At 23.5% G+C, this 19,594-nt stretch carries 27 protein-coding genes; 19 read left to right on the forward strand and 8 right to left on the reverse strand.

Annotated elements, in window-relative coordinates:
* Positions 1-25 precede the first annotated feature (25 nt).
* The 6 genes from ACTG46_RS19845 to ACTG46_RS19870 all read left to right on the forward strand — a co-directional run bounded on the left by ACTG46_RS19845 (position 26) and on the right by ACTG46_RS19870 (position 3,527).
* Complete coding sequence (locus ACTG46_RS19845) at positions 26-463, forward strand: hypothetical protein (protein WP_021386741.1); 438 nt, start codon at positions 26-28, stop codon at positions 461-463.
* A gap of 98 nt (positions 464-561) precedes the next feature.
* Positions 562-1,119, forward strand: coding sequence for a hypothetical protein (locus ACTG46_RS19850; protein ID WP_407813377.1), 558 nt, complete (start codon positions 562-564; stop codon positions 1,117-1,119).
* A gap of 24 nt (positions 1,120-1,143) precedes the next feature.
* Positions 1,144-1,332, forward strand: a complete 189-nt coding sequence (locus ACTG46_RS19855) for a hypothetical protein (RefSeq protein WP_021386739.1) — start codon at positions 1,144-1,146, stop codon at positions 1,330-1,332.
* A gap of 274 nt (positions 1,333-1,606) precedes the next feature.
* On the forward strand, positions 1,607-1,801 hold the full coding sequence (locus ACTG46_RS19860) for a helix-turn-helix domain-containing protein (RefSeq protein ID WP_479924161.1): 195 nt from the start codon (positions 1,607-1,609) through the stop codon (positions 1,799-1,801).
* 157 nt (positions 1,802-1,958) lie between these two features.
* Positions 1,959-2,600, forward strand: coding sequence for an LPD29 domain-containing protein (locus ACTG46_RS19865; protein ID WP_479924162.1), 642 nt, complete (start codon positions 1,959-1,961; stop codon positions 2,598-2,600).
* 723 nt (positions 2,601-3,323) lie between these two features.
* Positions 3,324-3,527, forward strand: a complete 204-nt coding sequence (locus ACTG46_RS19870; RefSeq protein ID WP_479924163.1) for a hypothetical protein — start codon at positions 3,324-3,326, stop codon at positions 3,525-3,527.
* A gap of 170 nt (positions 3,528-3,697) precedes the next feature.
* On the opposite strand, the gene ACTG46_RS19875 is transcribed toward ACTG46_RS19870, so the two are convergent.
* From ACTG46_RS19875 to ACTG46_RS19885, 3 genes are all read right to left on the reverse strand, one after another.
* Positions 3,698-4,228 (reverse strand): hypothetical protein, encoded by a 531-nt coding sequence (locus tag ACTG46_RS19875; RefSeq protein WP_479924164.1) that lies wholly within the window; start codon positions 4,226-4,228, stop codon positions 3,698-3,700.
* Positions 4,229-4,498: 270 nt separating this feature from the next.
* Positions 4,499-4,852 carry a single-stranded DNA-binding protein gene (locus ACTG46_RS19880; protein ID WP_479924165.1) on the reverse strand — a complete coding sequence of 118 codons (354 nt, stop codon included), beginning with the start codon at positions 4,850-4,852 and terminating at the stop codon, positions 4,499-4,501.
* Positions 4,853-4,903: 51 nt separating this feature from the next.
* Positions 4,904-5,155, reverse strand: coding sequence for a hypothetical protein (locus ACTG46_RS19885; RefSeq protein ID WP_479924166.1), 252 nt, complete (start codon positions 5,153-5,155; stop codon positions 4,904-4,906).
* Positions 5,156-5,281: 126 nt separating this feature from the next.
* Between ACTG46_RS19885 and ACTG46_RS19890 the strand changes: the two genes are divergently transcribed.
* A complete protein-coding gene (locus ACTG46_RS19890; RefSeq protein WP_479924167.1) occupies positions 5,282-5,818 on the forward strand; it encodes a hypothetical protein in 537 nt (178 codons plus the stop codon).
* A gap of 119 nt (positions 5,819-5,937) precedes the next feature.
* Here ACTG46_RS19890 and ACTG46_RS19895 read toward each other — a convergent pair whose 3' ends face one another.
* Complete coding sequence (locus tag ACTG46_RS19895; protein ID WP_479924168.1) at positions 5,938-6,234, reverse strand: hypothetical protein; 297 nt, start codon at positions 6,232-6,234, stop codon at positions 5,938-5,940.
* A gap of 233 nt (positions 6,235-6,467) precedes the next feature.
* On the opposite strand from ACTG46_RS19895, the gene ACTG46_RS19900 reads away from it, so the two are divergent.
* Positions 6,468-7,286, forward strand: a complete 819-nt coding sequence (locus ACTG46_RS19900; RefSeq protein ID WP_479924169.1) for a nucleotidyl transferase AbiEii/AbiGii toxin family protein — start codon at positions 6,468-6,470, stop codon at positions 7,284-7,286.
* Positions 7,268-7,699: a hypothetical protein gene (locus tag ACTG46_RS19905; RefSeq protein ID WP_479924170.1), complete on the forward strand. Its 432-nt coding sequence runs from the start codon at positions 7,268-7,270 to the stop codon at positions 7,697-7,699. The genes ACTG46_RS19900 and ACTG46_RS19905 overlap by 19 nt, the downstream gene beginning before the upstream one ends.
* A gap of 331 nt (positions 7,700-8,030) precedes the next feature.
* Here the strand turns inward: ACTG46_RS19905 and ACTG46_RS19910 are convergent, their stop codons facing one another.
* Entirely contained in the window at positions 8,031-8,438 is a 408-nt protein-coding gene (locus ACTG46_RS19910) for an ASCH domain-containing protein (protein ID WP_479924171.1), read from the reverse strand.
* 121 nt (positions 8,439-8,559) lie between these two features.
* On the opposite strand from ACTG46_RS19910, the gene ACTG46_RS19915 reads away from it, so the two are divergent.
* Positions 8,560-9,204, forward strand: a complete 645-nt coding sequence (locus ACTG46_RS19915) for a phiTE_072 family protein (protein WP_479924172.1) — start codon at positions 8,560-8,562, stop codon at positions 9,202-9,204.
* Between the two features lie 588 nt (positions 9,205-9,792).
* Positions 9,793-10,266 carry a hypothetical protein gene (locus ACTG46_RS19920; protein WP_479924173.1) on the forward strand — a complete coding sequence of 158 codons (474 nt, stop codon included), beginning with the start codon at positions 9,793-9,795 and terminating at the stop codon, positions 10,264-10,266.
* 134 nt (positions 10,267-10,400) lie between these two features.
* Here ACTG46_RS19920 and ACTG46_RS19925 read toward each other — a convergent pair whose 3' ends face one another.
* Positions 10,401-13,070, reverse strand: a complete 2,670-nt coding sequence (locus tag ACTG46_RS19925; RefSeq protein ID WP_479924174.1) for a transglycosylase domain-containing protein — start codon at positions 13,068-13,070, stop codon at positions 10,401-10,403.
* 240 nt (positions 13,071-13,310) lie between these two features.
* On the reverse strand, positions 13,311-13,706 hold the full coding sequence (locus ACTG46_RS19930) for a hypothetical protein (RefSeq protein WP_479924175.1): 396 nt from the start codon (positions 13,704-13,706) through the stop codon (positions 13,311-13,313).
* Positions 13,707-14,070: 364 nt separating this feature from the next.
* On the opposite strand from ACTG46_RS19930, the gene ACTG46_RS19935 reads away from it, so the two are divergent.
* The 5 genes from ACTG46_RS19935 (at position 14,071) to ACTG46_RS19955 (ending at position 16,946) form a co-directional block, all read left to right on the forward strand.
* Positions 14,071-14,271, forward strand: a complete 201-nt coding sequence (locus tag ACTG46_RS19935; RefSeq protein ID WP_479924176.1) for a helix-turn-helix domain-containing protein — start codon at positions 14,071-14,073, stop codon at positions 14,269-14,271.
* A 135-nt stretch (positions 14,272-14,406) separates the two neighbouring features.
* A complete protein-coding gene (locus ACTG46_RS19940) occupies positions 14,407-14,952 on the forward strand; it encodes an antirestriction protein ArdA (RefSeq protein WP_479924177.1) in 546 nt (181 codons plus the stop codon).
* A gap of 102 nt (positions 14,953-15,054) precedes the next feature.
* Complete coding sequence (locus tag ACTG46_RS19945) at positions 15,055-15,231, forward strand: hypothetical protein (protein WP_479924178.1); 177 nt, start codon at positions 15,055-15,057, stop codon at positions 15,229-15,231.
* Between the two features lie 170 nt (positions 15,232-15,401).
* Entirely contained in the window at positions 15,402-16,085 is a 684-nt protein-coding gene (locus tag ACTG46_RS19950; protein WP_479924179.1) for an LPD29 domain-containing protein, read from the forward strand.
* An 18-nt stretch (positions 16,086-16,103) separates the two neighbouring features.
* Positions 16,104-16,946: an exodeoxyribonuclease X C-terminal domain-containing protein gene (locus ACTG46_RS19955; RefSeq protein WP_479924180.1), complete on the forward strand. Its 843-nt coding sequence runs from the start codon at positions 16,104-16,106 to the stop codon at positions 16,944-16,946.
* 142 nt (positions 16,947-17,088) lie between these two features.
* On the opposite strand, the gene ACTG46_RS19960 is transcribed toward ACTG46_RS19955, so the two are convergent.
* A complete protein-coding gene (locus tag ACTG46_RS19960) occupies positions 17,089-17,292 on the reverse strand; it encodes a hypothetical protein (protein ID WP_479924181.1) in 204 nt (67 codons plus the stop codon).
* A 178-nt stretch (positions 17,293-17,470) separates the two neighbouring features.
* Here ACTG46_RS19960 and ACTG46_RS19965 point away from each other — a divergent pair, with 178 nt between their 5' ends.
* From ACTG46_RS19965 to ACTG46_RS19975, 3 genes are all read left to right on the forward strand, one after another.
* Positions 17,471-18,112, forward strand: a complete 642-nt coding sequence (locus tag ACTG46_RS19965; RefSeq protein ID WP_479924182.1) for a hypothetical protein — start codon at positions 17,471-17,473, stop codon at positions 18,110-18,112.
* 252 nt (positions 18,113-18,364) lie between these two features.
* Positions 18,365-18,646, forward strand: a complete 282-nt coding sequence (locus tag ACTG46_RS19970) for a hypothetical protein (RefSeq protein WP_479924183.1) — start codon at positions 18,365-18,367, stop codon at positions 18,644-18,646.
* A 22-nt stretch (positions 18,647-18,668) separates the two neighbouring features.
* The gene (locus ACTG46_RS19975; protein WP_479924184.1) at positions 18,669-19,574 is read left to right on the forward strand and encodes a hypothetical protein; all 906 of its coding nucleotides are present in this window, start codon (positions 18,669-18,671) and stop codon (positions 19,572-19,574) included.
* Positions 19,575-19,594 lie beyond the last annotated feature (20 nt).

Here is a 19,594-nt window from a genome sequence, read left to right on the forward strand (position 1 = left end):
TCCAAACATTTAAGGAGGTTAATTGATGAAAGTAAAAAAAATAATTTCAATATTTTTGTATATTTCGATAATTATAATACCATTGAATCTTATTAGCTTTGCAGAAGAACTTAATTTAGTAGATATTATCTACATTGAAGAATGTCAGAAAAGTATAATACCAATCTCAGTGTATATATTAAATTGTAGTTGTAGAATCTCAGCTTCTAATGGCCCTGTAAAAATAAATGCATCTGTAGTGGGTAAATCGAGTGTAAATAAAACATCTATTATAACAAAATTACAAGAATTAAAATCTGGGTGTTGGGTAGATTTAAAAACATCTTCAAAGAAAACAGGAGGAAAAACTTGTTCTGTTACAAATTCTTACTCTGTAACAAAAGGACATACATATAGAGGTGTTGCAATCATTACAGCTGGGAATGAATCTAAAATATTAATAAGTACATCTCAGAAATACTAGTATTTAAATTAATTCTAGAAAAATTTATAAATAAATGTCTAAAAATCAAATCCTTATTTGTTATATAGTTAAATAGAATAAAAAGGATGGTGTTTTATATGAAAACAAAAAAAATGAATAAGGTGTTAGCTACTACAATGATAACAACAATGTGTATTACTCCTTTTGCAAGTATTGCAAATGCGATGGGACCTGTAAATCAAGAACCTACATATATTAACACTCAAAATGAAAAAGACAATATAGCAATAGGAACTGAATATACTGTAACAAATAAAGACATGGCTGATTATTTAAAGGCTGGTGGAGTGTCAGAGAATTTATTGAAAGAAGCTGGATTTTATAGTTTAGCAAGATATAAAGAAGGAGTAAATAAAGTAGTAAAAGTAAAAGGTGGATGGGATATTTATCTTTCTCGTGAGACTCTAGATGCTATGAGATTAGGAGGTTCAGGTGTTTCTGGAAGTGTAATAACTAGATTACTTCGTGGTTTAGCATCTAAAAATGAAATTGGGATTATAGCATCAGTTATATTAAGTGCTTTGGTAGGTTCTCCAAAAGGAGGAATGATTTTCAAAATGAGACTAAAAAAAGTTACAATAGGGGTTGCTGGAGAAATAGAAGAGTACTATTGTGCATCAAAAGTATATCAATAAAATAAATAGAAATGAGTGAATTAAATGAATCATACATTTTTGAAAGAAACTTTAGTAATTTCAATTTCTTTAATAATACTTTCTGAATATGTTATTTTTGACAAATTGAAAATATCTAAAACATGGATAAAAGTAATATTAAGCATTATAATGGCAGCAATATGGATTAAAATATCACTTATTACAAATGAGTATGAATTTTTATTTAAATAAATTAAAAATAATTAAGGATAGAACTATTTTTTACAGGAATTGAGACTATTAAGAATAAATATTCTTAGTGTTATGATTTTGGCTTGATTAGATGTTATATAAGGTAAAGAGGATACTTAAAATCTTTATTTTGAGATATCCTCTTTCTTATAATTCCATTTGATGATACTTTAAATTTGAGTAAATATAACAAAAAAATATACTTGAATATCTTTTATATAAAGATTAAATATGATATCATATATTTTATACTAGTATTATTAGGAGGTGGAATATGGATTTAACTGGACTTAAAGGATTAAGGCTTGAACATGGATATACGCAACAACAATTAGCTACTCACATGGGTATGAGTCAGACCACTTATAGCGATAAAGAGAAAGGTAAAACTCCTTTTACAGTACCAGAGCTTGAAAAATTATGTAAGTTTTTAGGTAACGAAGTATTAGAACTATTGGACTTGCAATAAATTCTAAAAAGACTGATACTTTACCGAAATATTGGTTGCAAAATATCGGTAAAACATGTTATTATAAATATATCAAGTAGCAACAAACAAAATATTTTACCGAAATATTGGGCGTTAAATATCGTTTAAAATAAAAATACATTAGGGAGGCAATAACATGAAATATTTAAATAATATAAAGTCATTGAAGGACTTAAAAAATAAATTTAAGGAATTGGCCAAAATACATCATCCAGATAGAGGTGGAGATGGAGAAATAATGAAGCAAATTAACAATGAATATGATTATTTATTTCCACAATGGAAAAAGATATCAAAAGTTACAACAACAGAGACTGCAAATAGTACAAGACGTGAGTTTTATACTGCATATGGTTGGAAGGGAGAAAACTATAGTGATTCTCTATCAGTTAAAGATATAGCAAAAATTATTCGACAATATGTAAAAAAAATATATCCAACATGTAAATTTAGTATTACAGCTACTTCAACTGGTACATGTTCAACTATAAATGTAAGTTTGATGGAAGCTCCTTGTAATATATTTAATAGAGGTTTTGAACAAGGTTATACTCAAGTTAATAATTACAATATATCATTTGATGAAAGTCTAAATTCTGTTGGTAAAAGCATTTTTAATGATTTGTATAATCTATTAAAAAGTTACAACTATGATGATAGTGATGGAATGATAGATTATTTTCGTACTAAATTTTTCATGGAGATTAATATTGGTAAATGGAACAAACCTTTTAAGATAGTTAAAAAGACAAGTAAAATAAAAAAGAGTATTAAATAAGAAATTTGAATCATCACCCAAACTACAACTTGGGTGATTTTTAATTGTTTATAATGACTTTTAAATACATTGTTCCAAACATATCTATTTTAGAGACTACAAAGCAATATTAAAAATAGTTGACTAGTATAAGAGTAAAAGATATAATAATAGTTATAAAAGATGTTATCATTCTTACGATATAAAGAAATCACTAAGTGTACTAGCTTAGTGATTTTTTTTTAATAAATAGAAAAGTAAAAGCTTTTTTAAGTAGAATGTGAGTTAGAATATGTACCATTACTTATTGGTTTTATAGGATATGAAATTGTAATAAATAGACTTTTATTATATGAACTATAGTTATTAATTTCCAAAGCTTTATTATATAATTATAGAAGCAAGAAGATTAAAACTATATTTTTAAGAGTGGAGTTCATACTAAAGATAAAAACCAACTTCCTAAAAGGAAGGAGGTGAAAGTATGAATGAGTTTTTACTTAGTGTTTTGGCAAGTTTAATTGCTAGTGTAATAATTTACTTAATTAGTAGATTAAACAAAAAAGTACTAATGATTGACATTAGTACTTTATAACTACTTTTACATATATTAATAACAATTTTTGAGTATCACTAACACCATTATTATTGTTGTAATATCCTAAAGGTGAGTAGCTTGTAGGATATTACAAGTTAGTTAAATTGCTTAAATTATACTTATAAATATACAGAAGGAGACTAAAAATGAGTAATTCAAAAGAGAAAGAGCTTATAGAACTAGAACTAGAATTAGCAGAAGAGCTTAATAGTTTGTCAGAATCAGAAAAAAGAGAAGCGTTAGAATTAATTTTGAAAATTAATAAGCTAGACAAAGACTCTATTAAGGAAATTCTTCCTATAGTAGAAAATAAATTTTTGAAATTGACAAAGAAGGAAGAGCTTTATTAGATATATTGTGAACATTATTACTATAGATTTATTACATATAGTAATACCTAAAAAAACGTATTTCAGTATTCAAAAAAGAAAAAAGGCACTCTAGAGGGGGAAAATGAGTGTCTTTTTTCGTTATATATATTAACTTTTTAGATGATTGCAGTTTAAACACATTTTATAACCTAAAGATAGGATTCATATAGCACATAATCTTTATCTACATAGAATTTATTATTACTAAGTTTATTTTCTACATATACATCTAAGAATAACCTACTTAAGTAATCTTCGCTTATTTTTGTCATTTCATTAAATTCTTTTATAACCATCTGTTTTAATTTATTAGTCATTATATTTATCTTATGTCTTATTTTTTTATAACCCATATTATTGTTATCTAGATAAGTCAATCTATTGTATAAAGTTATTATGTTATTAAGTATTTTAAGCCCTTCATTATCTAGAAACCTATATTTAGAATTAGCGGATTTCAATCCAAAAATAAATTTTCTTTTGTTTTTAATTTTTATATAATTATTACCATCAAAATCTATAGAATAACTACATAATGAATCTCTTATATAGTCTAATGTAAAATTTATTATGTATGTTTGGCTCTCCTGATATGATTGTCTAACTTCAAGTTGTAATTTAGTATTTTTCTTATATACTTTCAATAACTCATCATCATTTAAATAAATAATACTATTCATAATTATAGCTCCTCACTTGATATGTTTATCTATTTTATTCATTAGGAAATATCTAAAGTATCATTACTTTTCTTTATCTTACTTATTAATTTTTCTAGTATATTTGTCTTAAAAATCTCCTAATTATCAATATATTATAAAAAATATTTATAATTATATTATAAAATATAATTATTTATATGTAAAGTATATTTTTATATTTTTTAGTATATTTTTATATTTTTTGATATATTTATATATCATAAAATATAAAAATATACATTTGGGTATTTAAAAATTAGGTTGATTTTGACTTTCTTGATGTAAGTTATTAGAAGTAAGTAGTTGTATATTCTTTATAAAAACTTTAGTATAAATCTTTTTTTGATTATGTTCATCTAAAAATTTATCTATTCTAAGTGAACCAAATACACATATCAATCTGCCTTTTTTTAAATATGGTGCTATAGCTAATGATTTTTCAATCTTCTCACAATGTATAAAATCAGTTTCTTTTTCTCCATTGCTATTTTTATAATCTCTATCAACTGCAAGTGTAAAAGACAATTTATTAACTTCTGTATTTGATAAACATGTAACTTTTACATCTTTTGTGAGTCTACCAACTAGAACTACTGAATTCATAATATATTTAGTTACTATAAATTATCTAGTAACATTCCTCCTTATATCAAATTAAATTATATCTTTTGCATAAATAATACTTTCAATATCTGCCCCAAATTTAGTTAATTTTATATACTCACCATATATCTGGTCATTTTTAATTTTTACTCTCTTTATATTTAAACTAAGATTATTATCAGACAAGTTACTGATTATTTCAAAATATAAATACATTGGAGTTCTTCTTATTACTTTTAAGATAAGATTAGAATAGCATTTTTTGCTAATTATTCGATATTTTTTTTCACTTTCAAAAAACATTATTTTAGCTCCTTCCATATTGTTGTATAATAATTCCAATAAGCATTTATATATTATCATAAATTCTACATATATGAAGGGTGGTCGGATAGCTATACTTATTATAAAATAATATATTTAACTAGGATGGGAGACTTTAAAGAAAATGTTATAAATGATTTGGGGATAAAAGATTCTAATATAAATATCTGCCTTGAAAAAATTAAATTTGATTCTAAGAGATACCAAAAAATCAATACTCATGCAGCAACTTTTCACAAAGACAAGACGATTGTATTTTATACATATGCAATAGAATGTTATATGAAAAACAAATTTAGAGTATATGAAAACACAAGAACTAAAGAATTATATAAAAAAGTGTTATTTATATTTATAAAAAGGATTTTAGCACATAAACTTGTACATGTTCACCAAATTGAGAGTGGCAAATTAACAGATGAAATAATCACTGAAAATGAATATATGCAAGACGACTATTCAGGATATAAAAAACTTTGGTACGAAATAGAAGCAAATGAAAAAGCTATGGATATTATGTTAGAAGAAGAAGATAAATTTGTAAAAGAAATTATAAGCCATTTAGATACTAAAAATCAATCACCAATGCAAATACCTGAATTTTATAAGTTGGTAGAACAATGTATAAAAAAAGATAGTTAATGTTAGAATAACTATAATGACTTATCTTATTCATATAAAAGGCTCTATTTTACATATAAAAAATAGAGCTTTTTATAAAATTTTAAGTATTTATATAAAAAGCTCTATTTTTATATGTATTATCTTTTAACAGAACTTAAACCTTCAATAAATAATCCGACATTTAGTGTTAATTCTCTTTCATCAGTCTGCATAATACCTTCAACAAATCCACTTGGAATTGATATTCTACGCAATGCTAAAAAATCCATAATAGTTATAAAAAGTTTAACTCTCATTTTTTCATCTTTTGCTGCATACATCAAATAATTTGATACTTCTCTACTTAATTTATTAAGTTCTTGTATACTAACTATTTTTTTAGATAATTTTTTTCCGACATTGTAATAAATTTTATTATTTAGTGCAGTTTCCATATGTTATTCAACTCCTCTAAGTATATTATAATAATTATACTACAAGATAGTATTCTTGGTTTAATCTATTTAAAATAGAGTTTAATGTGTTTATATGTTATAATTTCAGAAAGAGAAGAAATAAAAGTATATTAATGAATATAAACAATAGAATATCATGTAATCTATTTGGGAAATAATAATATTTTAAAACATTTATATTAGATGTTTTACTAAAGAAAGGAATGATACTATTGGTTAATAATAAATGGAGCAATAATAACCAACATAAAGAACACAGTACCTTAGAGTATATTGAAGATTTTATATATTGCATGAGCCATAGCAGTAGCTTTAATGATGTGATATTTAAAGGTGGTATAACTTTATTATGTGCATTTAAAAAATACAATTATTCAAATCGAAGGTTGACAAAGGATATAGACATACATGGAACAGACTATAATAAGTGGATGAATTTTAAAAGAGATATTATTAGTTGCTCTAACTATAGTTTGTTTAATGTTAGATATAAAATAATAAAAGAAATAATAACAAATGAAATTACTAAAAATGAAAGTGTATCTATAGGTGTTTATAATAGTAGTGGATTAATTACTAAATTCAGTATAGATGTAAATTTTAAATGGTCTACTTTAGATGCTGAAAGCTATTCTTTAGGTGGATTAGTTACCATAAAAGGATATACAACAGAGCTAATTTTGGTTGATAAAATACATGCTTGTGAAAGTAGACAAATAAATAGACGTTTAAAAGATTTATTTGATGTATATTCTCTAAGCTTTCTTAAAGAATATAATAGCATTGATTTAGTAAAACTATATATAGATAAGTATAAAAGTATCTCAGCTAAAATGTATATGTTTCAATTAGAAAATTTAAGAGAGTTAGAACATGGATATGCAAAGTTAAAAGGAATTGAAGCCAAGCCAGAGTTTACAATAATGTATAAAAGGGTATGTAACTTTTTAATCCCACTTCATTACTTTATATTAAATAAAAGTGATATTAATTATGTTTGGAGGAATAGTCAGTGGATTTTACAGGAGTGATAATAAATTCATTTAGTAACGTTTTATTATTTGGAGAATATGCAGGAAGTCTTTTAGGAATAACAAATTTTCCTGACAATTATGTGATAGTGCAATCTGAATATGTGGATAAAGAAATAGAAACAGATTATTTTACTGTTTATCCTGTTAAAAAATTAGATTTAAATTATACAGAAAAATTAAGAGATGATGTATGGATAACAAATGAAGCAAGAACAATCTGTGATATGATAAAAGATGATAGAGAGTTTGGATTTATTCAAGAAGCTATAGACGAATATATTATAAATAATGAAAAAGGGAAAGAAAACTATGAAAAAGTTTTAGCTGTAGCTAGACATTATAATATAGAGACAAAAGTTATTGCCACAATAAATTATGCAAAATCACATGAATATTATGAAGAAAACTAATTTATAGTAGTTACATTAATTTTATTCATAGGAATCGTCTTATTTTTTAAGGCGATTTTTTTTGAATTAAATAAAAAGATATATACTGGATATCTTAGAAAATACGATAGTAATTTATATTGAACACAGTTAAATAGCCATCAAAAATATAGAATTGTTAGAGGTGTGTTCTGAGAGCTATTTGCATTAGATAATAAAAAAGCATAATAAAAGAATTAGAGGTGAAAAATTTATAATTCTTTCACCTCTAATTCTTTTGATATTAAACATAATAGATTTCTAAGTTTTATATAAATAATTCTAACATAAAAGCTTAATATTGGCTATTACTTTATTTATTTATGTCATAGTCAAAAACATTTTTATTTATATATTTATATGATTGTGGGGCTATGAAGTTATCTATATACTCTTTTGGATTTATAGCTTCATCAAATTTAATAAATTCTCTTATTTCAATTGCATATGCTATATCTCTATTATTAAAGTATTTATCATATTCATCTTTGCTTATTCCTGAAAACTCTTTTGTCTTATCCCAAATATGTTTAGGATTATCTTTTAAATACTTTGTATACTTAAAATAACCAACTATTTTTTTATGTGGTGATGTAGAATAAACATAGATTTTTTCAACATCTTCTTTAAAAATAGTTTTTCTATATTCAAACTTCTTCTTATTATTTAAAATTTCTTCTACATATTTATGTTTAATGGATATTATAAGATTTAAACTCATATATAATTATCTCCTTTTATATTTATAATAAATATAATTATTTATTATCTAGTATATATATAAATATATAAATATATTAGATATATATATTTAATATTATAAAAATAGGAGATGAATTGGTATGATATTCAATGAAGTTAAACATAAAAATAATATGAAAATTAATTGTAGCAAAAATTTATATGAGAAATATACATTAGAATTCAATAATGGTTGGGATTATGCAATTTTTTTAATAGATGGTAGTGGAAGTTTTAGTTGTCAAAGCTCCTTTGGAGATTACTATTATCAGTGGAATTTATTTGGTAAAAATTTTAAAAAGTTCTTATGTAATCTAGATAGTGAATATTTGTTTAAAAAACTATGTAATAAAACATATTTTGATACTAAAGAATATATAAAAAAGTGCAAAAAGATTATTCTTAAATTAAGGAGAAATCAAGTCTTAATAAAAAGGGATGCTATGCTGGTTTGGGATTTTTTTGATAAGGAACTTGATGGTTGCGATAATTCAATAGAAGTTGTTTGCAATGAACTGTCAAAAAGCAAAATTATAAAAAACATATGTTTTGAGGATGTACTTTATAGTGAATTTTGTCCCCAATATGAATTCTCCCCAAATGAAAAAGCTTTTATAACTTATGTGTATCCTAAGTTCATAGAAGTTCTAAAAGAAGAAATTGAAGTAGAAAATTCAAAGTATAATTATCTGTTTTATAATGATTCATCACAAAAACTACTCTCTTCAATGTGTGATGAATATTAAAAAACTACTCTACTTCTGATAAAAAAATTTATTTAATTTATTATATTAAAGAAAATATGTATAGAATATTTGCAACTGGTTAATAATGTAGTTATACATAAGAAATAACTATTAACAGGACCATTGCAAAGAATAAAAATGGTTTTAAGTTGTGATGCTTATTTTTAATAATATATAAAAATAATTGTTATCTTGAAAAAATGTAATCATATTATAGTTATGGTAGATAAATTCAATTATTAATATAACTACTAAAGTATTTTGATATAAGTAAATAAAACTTATTTATGTAATAAATTATATGATATAATAAAAACATAAGAGTGTACATTCTAATGCATTTTTATTAAGTTAACCATTACTAAAAAGCATTCTCCATTTGGTGAATGCTTTTTATTTTTTACAAAGCAGAGGAATTTATAAATAAACTCTATTATTATTTAATTTTTATCTTATAATAAATATAGTAGTGAATGTACATTTAGTTCTTAGTTCAAAAGACATGCAAAGATAAAATTAATTTATATTCATAGAGGTTATCCCTATTTTTTATAATCATACTTTTTATTTGGAATGGAGGAAACTAAAATGAATGTACAAATAGATAAAAAGGTCCAGGCTCAAAATATATTTATAGCCAAGGATAAAAGATGTTTTATGGTGATAGAACAAAAAGTCTTTATTGGAACAAATAAATTTGTTTTTAGTAAAGCTATAGCTTCAAGAGGTTACATAAGTGCATATAAAAGAGCCAAATTGGAATCTACAAAAATTGAAAATGAAAGATTCAATAAATATCTATCTTATTTCAATTATGAAAGTAGTGACAAAAATTGTAATTATATTATAAATCAACTTGATAATAGAATATTTTTTAGATATATAAAACATGCTGGTGAAGGTTTGGGGTGTGTGATTTTAGACTATAAAAGATATAGCTATTTTAAAAAATTGGGATGTGAATTTAGATTTAGTGAAAATGATGAGTTTGCTGGATTATTTTTGAATCTAAAAAAAGATTCTGGTCCTGAGTTTGTAGGTCTAATGACAGTACTTAGATAGTAATATAATATTTATACAATTAAACATATTATTTACTTAATAATATAAAACCTCTAAATTAGTTTATAACTACTAATTTAGAGGTTTTTACTTCTTAGATAGTCAAAATATTATTATGATGTATATATTTAATCTTATTGGTCTATATTTCCATCTATAACATTATCTTGTTGTTGTGGAATTTCTATATCTAAATCTGTTGTATTTAATCTTTCCTTTTCTTTCATTAATTTTTCGTTAAGCTCATTATACTCGTCATATCCATAAATCCTTGATAATGCATCTTCTGCTTGAGTTATATAATAATATTTTTTAATACTAGTTGTATTTAATACTCTCAATCCATCTATAATATTTCTAACATCTGTTAATAGTTTTTGTTTAGCTTTTTCTTTTCCTTTATGTTTAGCTTCTTCTAACTCTTGAGCTTCCATTTCTTTTTTATTTAATAATTGAGATTTTTGTTTTTCATATAGTTTAATCCATGCTTCTTTTTCTTTATCTAATATTGCTTTTTTAACTTCTAATCTTTCTAATAAATTATTTTTAACTTTATCATCTATAACTATATTTATAGATGCTTCAGTTTCATTGTGTTTCATATCAAATGTATCTAAATCATTAATAGAAGAATATGATAATTTTTCATACTCTGAAACAAGTTTATTTGCTACTTGTTGTCTATCTTTATCTTGTATCCTCCATTCTTTTTCTATTAATATTAATCTCTTTTTCTCTTTTTCAGCTTCCTGAGCATCTAACTTATCCATTGCAACTTTTGAATATAATATCTCATTATTTTTTTCGTCTATAATGATAGTACTTGGTTTTTTAAAATCAATTTTAGGTAATCCATTTTGTACTTTCTCTATTGTCTTTTTCCAAATAAGACCTGAATAAGAAGCTCCATTTTTAGCTCTAGGGACTTCTTGTGGAGTATCATACCCTGTCCATGTGGCTAAAGTATATTGTGATGTCCCTCCTACGAAATAGCTATCTCTATTATCATTTGTAGTTCCTGTTTTTCCAAATGCTATTATATTGTTATCTGGTTTTACTTTCTTACCAGTTCCATAATCTTTATTGAAAACATCTTTTAATATATCAATAAGCATATATGCTGTGTCTTCAGTAAATACTCGATTTTTTTTAATTTCTCCATTGTATAATTCTCCTTCATTTGAAAATTCTATTTTATTAAGACAAGATGCATCATTATAAACACCTTGATTAACTATTGTACTATAACCTTTTGCCATATCAACAACTCTTACTCCACGTGTTATTCCTCCCAATGCTAAAGAACCAACTGAATCGCTAGGTTCAAGTGTAGAAAAATTCATTTTGCTTAAATAATCTAATCCTGTAGTTGGTTTCATAGTTAAAAGTAGTCTGTAAGCTATAGTGTTACTTGAACAAGCAAGAGCTTCCCTTAATGTTATGTTACCTTTGTAACCTGAATATGCATTTTTGGGTTTTCCATCTTTAAAAGGTCTATCTTCCATTATAAAGCTTGGATAATACTTACCTGAATCAAAAGCAGGGGCATAATCTACAAGAGGTTTTATTGTGGAACCAGGTTGTCTCACAGCTAAGAAACCTCTATTAAAATTATCTTCTGTTCCTCTACCACCAACAATTGCTTCTACTAATCCAGTTTCATTATTAACTAATACACTAGCTCCTTGTAGCTTATATTTTTTTGTTATAGAATCTTTTTCAGAAAAATCTTTTAATGTTGTATCTATAGCTTCTTGTAATATATTTTGTTTATCTTTATCTAAAGATGTGTGTATTACATATCCACCTGAACGTACTAAGTTACTTTTTTCAGTATATTCTTCAGTATAGCTTTTTTTATACTTTGCATATTCTTCTTCATTTGTTATTCCATACTTAAATTTAAATCCATCTAATTCCATTAATTTTAATACAGTACTATATAATGCATAACTTGCTAAATAATCTTCTTTTCCTTCAGATAACTTTTTATCTAAAACTAGATTAATATCCTCATTAACAGCTTTTGTATATTCTTTTTTTGTTATTATTTCTTCTTCTAAAAGTTTTCCCAATAATCTGTTACGTTTTTTTAGAGATTCATCTTTATGTTCGACAGGATTAAATTTAGATGGATTATTTGATAATCCTGCTAATATTGCTGCTTCAGATAAAGTTAAATTTTTAGGTTCTTTTCCAAAATAATATTTAGATGCACTATATACACCATAACAACCACTTCCATAATAATTTGTGTTAACATAAAACTCCATGATGTCAGCTTTACTATATTTTTTTTCTAATTCTGGGGCCAAGAAAAATTCAATAAGCTTTCTTTTAAATGAACGTTCTTGTGTTAGCAACATGTTTTTTATAACCTGTTGAGTTATTGTTGACCCTCCTTGAGTAATCTCTCCTTTATTCTTGATTAAAGATACTCCTGCTCTAGCTAGAGCTATGTAATCTATTCCATGATGAGATAAAAAATTTCTATCTTCAACTCCTATATATACATTTTGAAGATTTTTAGAAACATTATCAATTTTACAATATTTATAGTTATTAGCTTTTATTTCTTTAAGTAAATTGTTATCTTTATCATATATTTTTGTATTTTCTAATAATGTAAATGTATTATTATTTATTGAAGCTAACTTATCATATGCTATTTTTTTAGACTCAGTTAATAAAGGTCTTATTTGTATAAATATAATTAATGAAGCTAAAAATGATATAACTAAAAATGATATACTTCCATATTTCAATATTCTTTTTAATTTATATTTTAATATATCTTTATCCATAACTTTTCTCCTTTACTAAGCTTTGTAACTGCAAAACTTCCAAGGTTAAAACAATTTTTGTTTATACTCATTCTTATTCCTCCCACGAATATTTTATATAATTTGTTAATTTCATAAGTAGTTGTTTTTCAGGTCCTATCCTTATTGATATCTTCAAAGAAGCTAAAATTGATATAACTAAAAGTAATAAACAGATATATTTTAAATATTTTTTTAATTTATTCTTATTCATGTTTTCACCTATAAATTTTTAATATCAGTAATTTCACTTAAGTCAAAAATAGTAAAAAATAGATTATCATAATGATTATTTATGTAATCTTCTATTTTTTTAAAGTCATCAAATTTATTTTCTTTTGTATTTCTGTTATTATCTTTTTTTATATTTATTTGTATGTAATCATTTTTATTGAAAAAAACAATATATTTATTGATATTTGTATCAGAATTAGATTTTTCATTATTTATTATTGATATAATTTTACTTTCTCTAATATAATAAACTCTATGAGTATTCTTACCAATTTGTAATGCAATGCCATATCGTAGAGGAAATTTTTTGATTTTAACTATCCTTCCTTTTTCAATATATTTAGTTTTGCTTATAAATTCAACATAATCATTTATCTTATACATTTTATCCTCCTATATCTATTACTTATAATAATTTATATCTAATATATTTAAATACAAGTATTACAAATATATATTATTTAATATTTATATATTTAATTAATATAAACATTAAAATAATACATGTTTCATATATCATTCAATTTTCTAATATCATGTTAATATATTCTAAATATATATGTTAATTTATATTTAATCTAAGTGGGAAGTAGTTAATATTATAGATAATAGTATTAAAACTTTATCAATTATAACCTTTTTTTAATATAGAAATATAAAACAATGATTTCCTTTACAAATGATGTGTCTTTTATATAGTTCTTAAATATGATAATATTATTTTATAATAATAATTGGAGGGTATAAAATGAAACTACAGAGGTTAAAAGAGCTGAGGGCTGAAAAAAAAATTACACAGCAACAATTAAGTACAACAATAGGAATGACTTTTAAAACTTATTCAAAAAAGGAAAATGGACATAGAGAATTTACAGTTAGTGAACTTGAAAAAATTTGTTTTGTATTAGATATAGAAGCATCAGAGTTATTAGAAATCAAAAGCTTTTAAAAGAATTATTCGCCAAAAAAATATTGTATTTTTGGCGAATATATAGTATAATGAAATTAGGAAAAAGAAATGATACTAAAATAAAATTCGCCGTTTTCGCCATGTAAAATAAGCGAAGTAAGGAGTCATACAAAAATGAGTAAACGAATAAAAATATGTTTAACTAACTTAGGAAAATATCATGAAGGTGAATGTATAGATGAATGGATTGAATTGCCAATAAGAGAAGAAAGCTTGAAAAAAGTATTAAAAAATATAGGTATAAATGAGAAATATAAGGAGTATGTTATATCAGATTTTAAAACAGATGTAAAAGGCCTAAAAATAAATGAAGATAACAATATAAAACAGCTAAATCAGTTAGCTGAGAAAATTGAAGAACTAGAAGTAAATGAGATTAAACAATTAGAAGTTTTACTTGAAGGAAATTATATAAAGATTAATACAATACTTGAAAATAATATTTCTAATTTATTAAAAGAACATGATTTTATATTACTTGAGGATGAGGATAGCACTAGTAATGAAGTTAAATTAGCAAATAGTTTTATTAAACATCTAGGTGGAGTCAATATGTTAGACCTAAAAACACTTGAAGAATATTTTGACTATGAAAGATATGGGAATAGTTTGATTGCAAAGGAAGCTTATATAGCATCAAACAATTATGTGAAGATATAACTATAAGAAATTAATAAGTAAATAGAATAAATAGTAAGGTAAGTTTATAAATGAAATTCAAGCTTTATAGACCTACCTTAACTTATATAAGGAGTGTCAATTATGAAAGAATATAAAGTAAAGATACCATTTACAGGGGATATATTTGTTGATGTAAAAGCTAAAAATAAAGACGATGCTATTAAATTAGCTATTAAAGAAGCATCACTAGAGTGTGCTGGAGAATGGTTTACAGATGATGAAAACATAAAAGTAGAAGAAATAAATTATAAACTTTAAGTGTGTGAGATTATGATACATGAATTGCATATAGCTTCTAGTGTTTTTAAAGATGTAATATTAAGTTTAATAAAATAGTTGTAATTAATTAAAAAGTTTTAAGATATTCTTTAAAAATATCACTTCAAATAAAAAATTGAAATGGAATAAAATTATAGGAAGGTAACAATATGGATTATTTTAAAGATGTAAAATCATTAGAAGATTTAAAAAATACATTTAAAAAGTTAGCAAAAATACATCATCCAGATATGGGTGGAAATGATGAAGTAATGAAAAAAATTAATAATGAATATGATTGCCTATTTCCAACATGGAAAAAGAAATCAAAAACTATAACTACTGAAACTGCAAATAGCACAAGAAGTGAGTTTTATACTGAATATGGCTGGAAAGGGGAAGATTATAGTGATTATTTGTCAATTAAAGACATTGCAAAAATCATTCGTCAATATGTAAAAGAAATATATCCAACGTATAAATTTAGTATTACAACCTCAGATGGTATGTGTTCAATAATAAATGTAAGCTTGATGGAAGCACCTCAAAACATATTTAATGAAGGCTGTGAAAAAGATTATTTACAAATTAACCATTATAATATAGATAGGAATGAAAAATTAAACGAAATAGGCAAAAATATTTTAATTGATGTCTATAATCTCTTGAAGGAATATAATTATGATGATAGTGATGCTATGATAGATTATTTTGATACTAATTTCTACATGTATTTTAATATTGGGAAATGGGATAAACCTTTTAAAATAGTTAAGAAAATTAGCAGAATAAAAAATAGTATCCAATCAGAAAAATTAGATATGAAATCAACATTAAATTCAAAATGCCTATAATTAAAGGAGTTGAAATAAGTGAAACTTGATTTTAAACCAACAAAAATACCTGAATATGAAATATTGGATTCAGCAGGTATAAGCTATCCAAATAGAATAGGTACAAGAAATAGCAACATTCATTATAAAGTTACTAAAAATAAAGTTACTTTTAGAATAAAAAAAGAAAATATAAATTATAAGTATTTAAATAATGGAAGTATTGAGATTAATGAAGATTATTATCTATACATTGAGTATCTAAAAGAAATTATTCTTAAAGAAAAAGTAGAATCTTTTGAAGCTGGTTTTGAGAAAGCAAATATTTGGGCTGATAAATATTTAGAAGATTATGAATATTTAAATAAGCTAATGTGTGATATTAGAGATGAAAGACATTATAAGATACTAGAGGAAGAAAATGTTGATACACTAGAGAAAGCTGAAACTATAAAATTTCCTGCTTTTTCAAAATATGCAGGTAAGTATATATCTGATGTAATGAAAACTGATTTAGAACATTGTATTGCGTATTATGTAGGAAATTTAGACAGTAGAAAATTTGACTTTTCAAGCGTTGGTGTTAGCCAATTAAATTACAAGTCATCATCAGAAAGAACTAAAAGCTATAATTGTATAAAATATTTATTAGATAAGTTCTATCCTCATATAGCGAAGAATTTATTAGCTTATTTTAAAGATATAAATATTAATGATGCAAAAAAAATTATTTTTACAAGTGGAAAATATAAAGGTAGAACAGTATATGATGTTTATAAAGAAAATCAAGATTACATAGAATGGTATTTGAAAAATACAAAAAAAAATATATATAGTATTAGGATGATAACAGCTATTACTTTAATTAAGGAACAGGTATAAAAATGAGTTTGCTAAATTTATCATATTTTTAAGTTATTGATAAAGTAATAAACGAACAAGATATGATTATTATTAACCTAGTTTTGGTAAACACGCTTCTAAATAATTTTAACAAGTGTGTTTACCTTTTTTAATTATGTACTTATCTTCCTTCTATTATAAGTAATATTTTGCTTATTATTAATATTAATATAAACATTATAATCCAGGCTATAAAGCTTTCTTCCTCAGAATCAAATGAATGTAATATATCTAATAAACCATTAAATGTATTTCTAGTAACTATTACTATATAGCATATCATTAAAGATAGTACTGCTATTTTTAATATTTCTTCTAATGACATATATCTCTCCTTAGTATTTGTTTTATTTTTCATTATAATATAATTTCATAAAGTTATAAGGTAGTTTCTATTTCCCATTTCTGTATACTAATATATTATAAATATATAAAGTAAAACTAATTTATTTTAGCAAATGAATATTTAATAAGTCATAGATAATGTCAATAGGAGGATAGCTATGAAATATATTAATATTGATAATATAGTGAAAACTAATGATATAAGAAAGCTTACTAGTGAAATTCATAAATTTATAAAGGATATAAAACTTGAATCAGGAGAAGAGTGTACATATATAGAAATAGAATCTATAGTCTGTTCTGAATATAAGAAATTATCAATTGAAGATAGTTTTGATAAATTTTCAAAAAGAATAGAGAAGATTAGCTCTATGAATCCTATTTTAGTGTTATATTTAGAAAAAAGTGAACAATATTTTTTGTTGGATGGACTAATAAGAATATATATATCTTTAAAACTACATAAGAAGCTAATACCTTCTACAGTAATTAAACTCAATAATATTGATACAATGAGAATTATAGAGATTGCTAATATGATATCTACTATAATTAATCTTGAAAGAGTATATACACTAAAAGAATCCTGGAATCAAATAAAGTTACTAGAAGAAGATTATGTAATTAGTAATAAATTAATTGAATCTATATATAAGATGAATTCAGGAGATTTAATAAAGCTTAAAGATATCATGTATTCAGATAAAATATATCAAGATATAAGAGATAATGTTATAAATGGAAACTTGACTATAAATAAAGCATATGAAAAATTAACAATTAGAAGGAAGAATAAATAATAATAAACATTAAATGGATATTTAACTGTGTTTGAATAAAAATATAAGCACAGTTAAATATCCATTTTTTAAAATATTGATAAAAAAATTTATTATTTGATTATTGATTAAGATTAACAATATATATTTGGTTGATGATTAATAAAAAACGTATATTTTGGTTGATGATTAATAAAAAACTTGATTTAAACATAATCGTATGGTATTCTATACTTATAGATAATTAATTATAGGACAAAGGAGGATATATAAATGAAAACAGATGTATATGAACTGGGTTTTAAATTAGGAAAAGCAGGTGTATTTAGTTCAGGTCAGATAATGCAGATGCAGAATTTATTTTCTCAAGAGTGTAATACAGATAAGTTAGTACACATGATTTCAGAAGGATGTAGGTCACAAAAATTAACTGTATGTGAATCATTAATAGACAACCTATATGATTTAGAGATAAAAGTTAACTTTCAGATGGGATTACTTAATGGTCATGTAGCCCAAAAAAATCATAAGAGATTATTACATAATTATAAATAATAGAATAAAGGAGAGGTTATAAATGGGAGAAGTGTATGAATTTGGAATTAAATTAGGTAAGTCAGGTATATTTAATAAAAATCAAATAAATATGATAGTTAATTTATTTTATAATAATATTTATAAAAATAGATTATTAGAAATTATATTAAAAGCTTGTAATGAAATAAATATAACAGCATGTGATTCATTAATAAATAACTTATATGATTCAGAAATAAAATCTAAATTTCAGATGGGATTACTTAATGGTGCTTTTCGTGAAAAAAAAACACTCAATAATATTATATCATTAAAAGAAGCTGCTGAACTGCTTGATATGCCTGTCACTACATTCAGAAATTCGGTGCAAAAAGGAGATTATAATGATGTAGGCAAAAAAATAAGTTCAATATGGGTTTTTGATAAAGATTTATTACTTCAAAAGTATGATTATAAAAATATAGATTATAAAAAGAGAATAGATGAGTTTTTTAAAGATTATACTGAAAATAGCAAAAAAATAATATATGACTTTATGGAGAAATATCATATAGATAGTAAAATTAATCAAGTAGAACTTAATAATAGAGTATTTAATTTTAAATGGGAAGAAGATAAAATTAATGTCATTACATTAAATACAGAATTAATAAATTATAAATATCTTTCTAAAGCAAGTGCTATATATAAAAATACAAATATATTTAAGGATAAAAATTTTTATATAGAAACTTTTAACGATTTACATTTCTTATTAAAGACTTGTGATATTGAATTATATATAGATAATTCTTCTGTAGAAAATAACTTTAAAGTATTAGCAACATTTTTGTTACCAATTGAAGAAATTTTAAAAGATGAATTTATTAATAAATTTTTAGATGATATATCTAAATACGAAGACAAGTTTATAAGAGAGATAGAATATCTATCTGAACGTTTTTAAACAAACATATAAAAGGAGCT

Source organism: Clostridioides sp. LIBA-7678 (genome assembly GCF_056716065.1).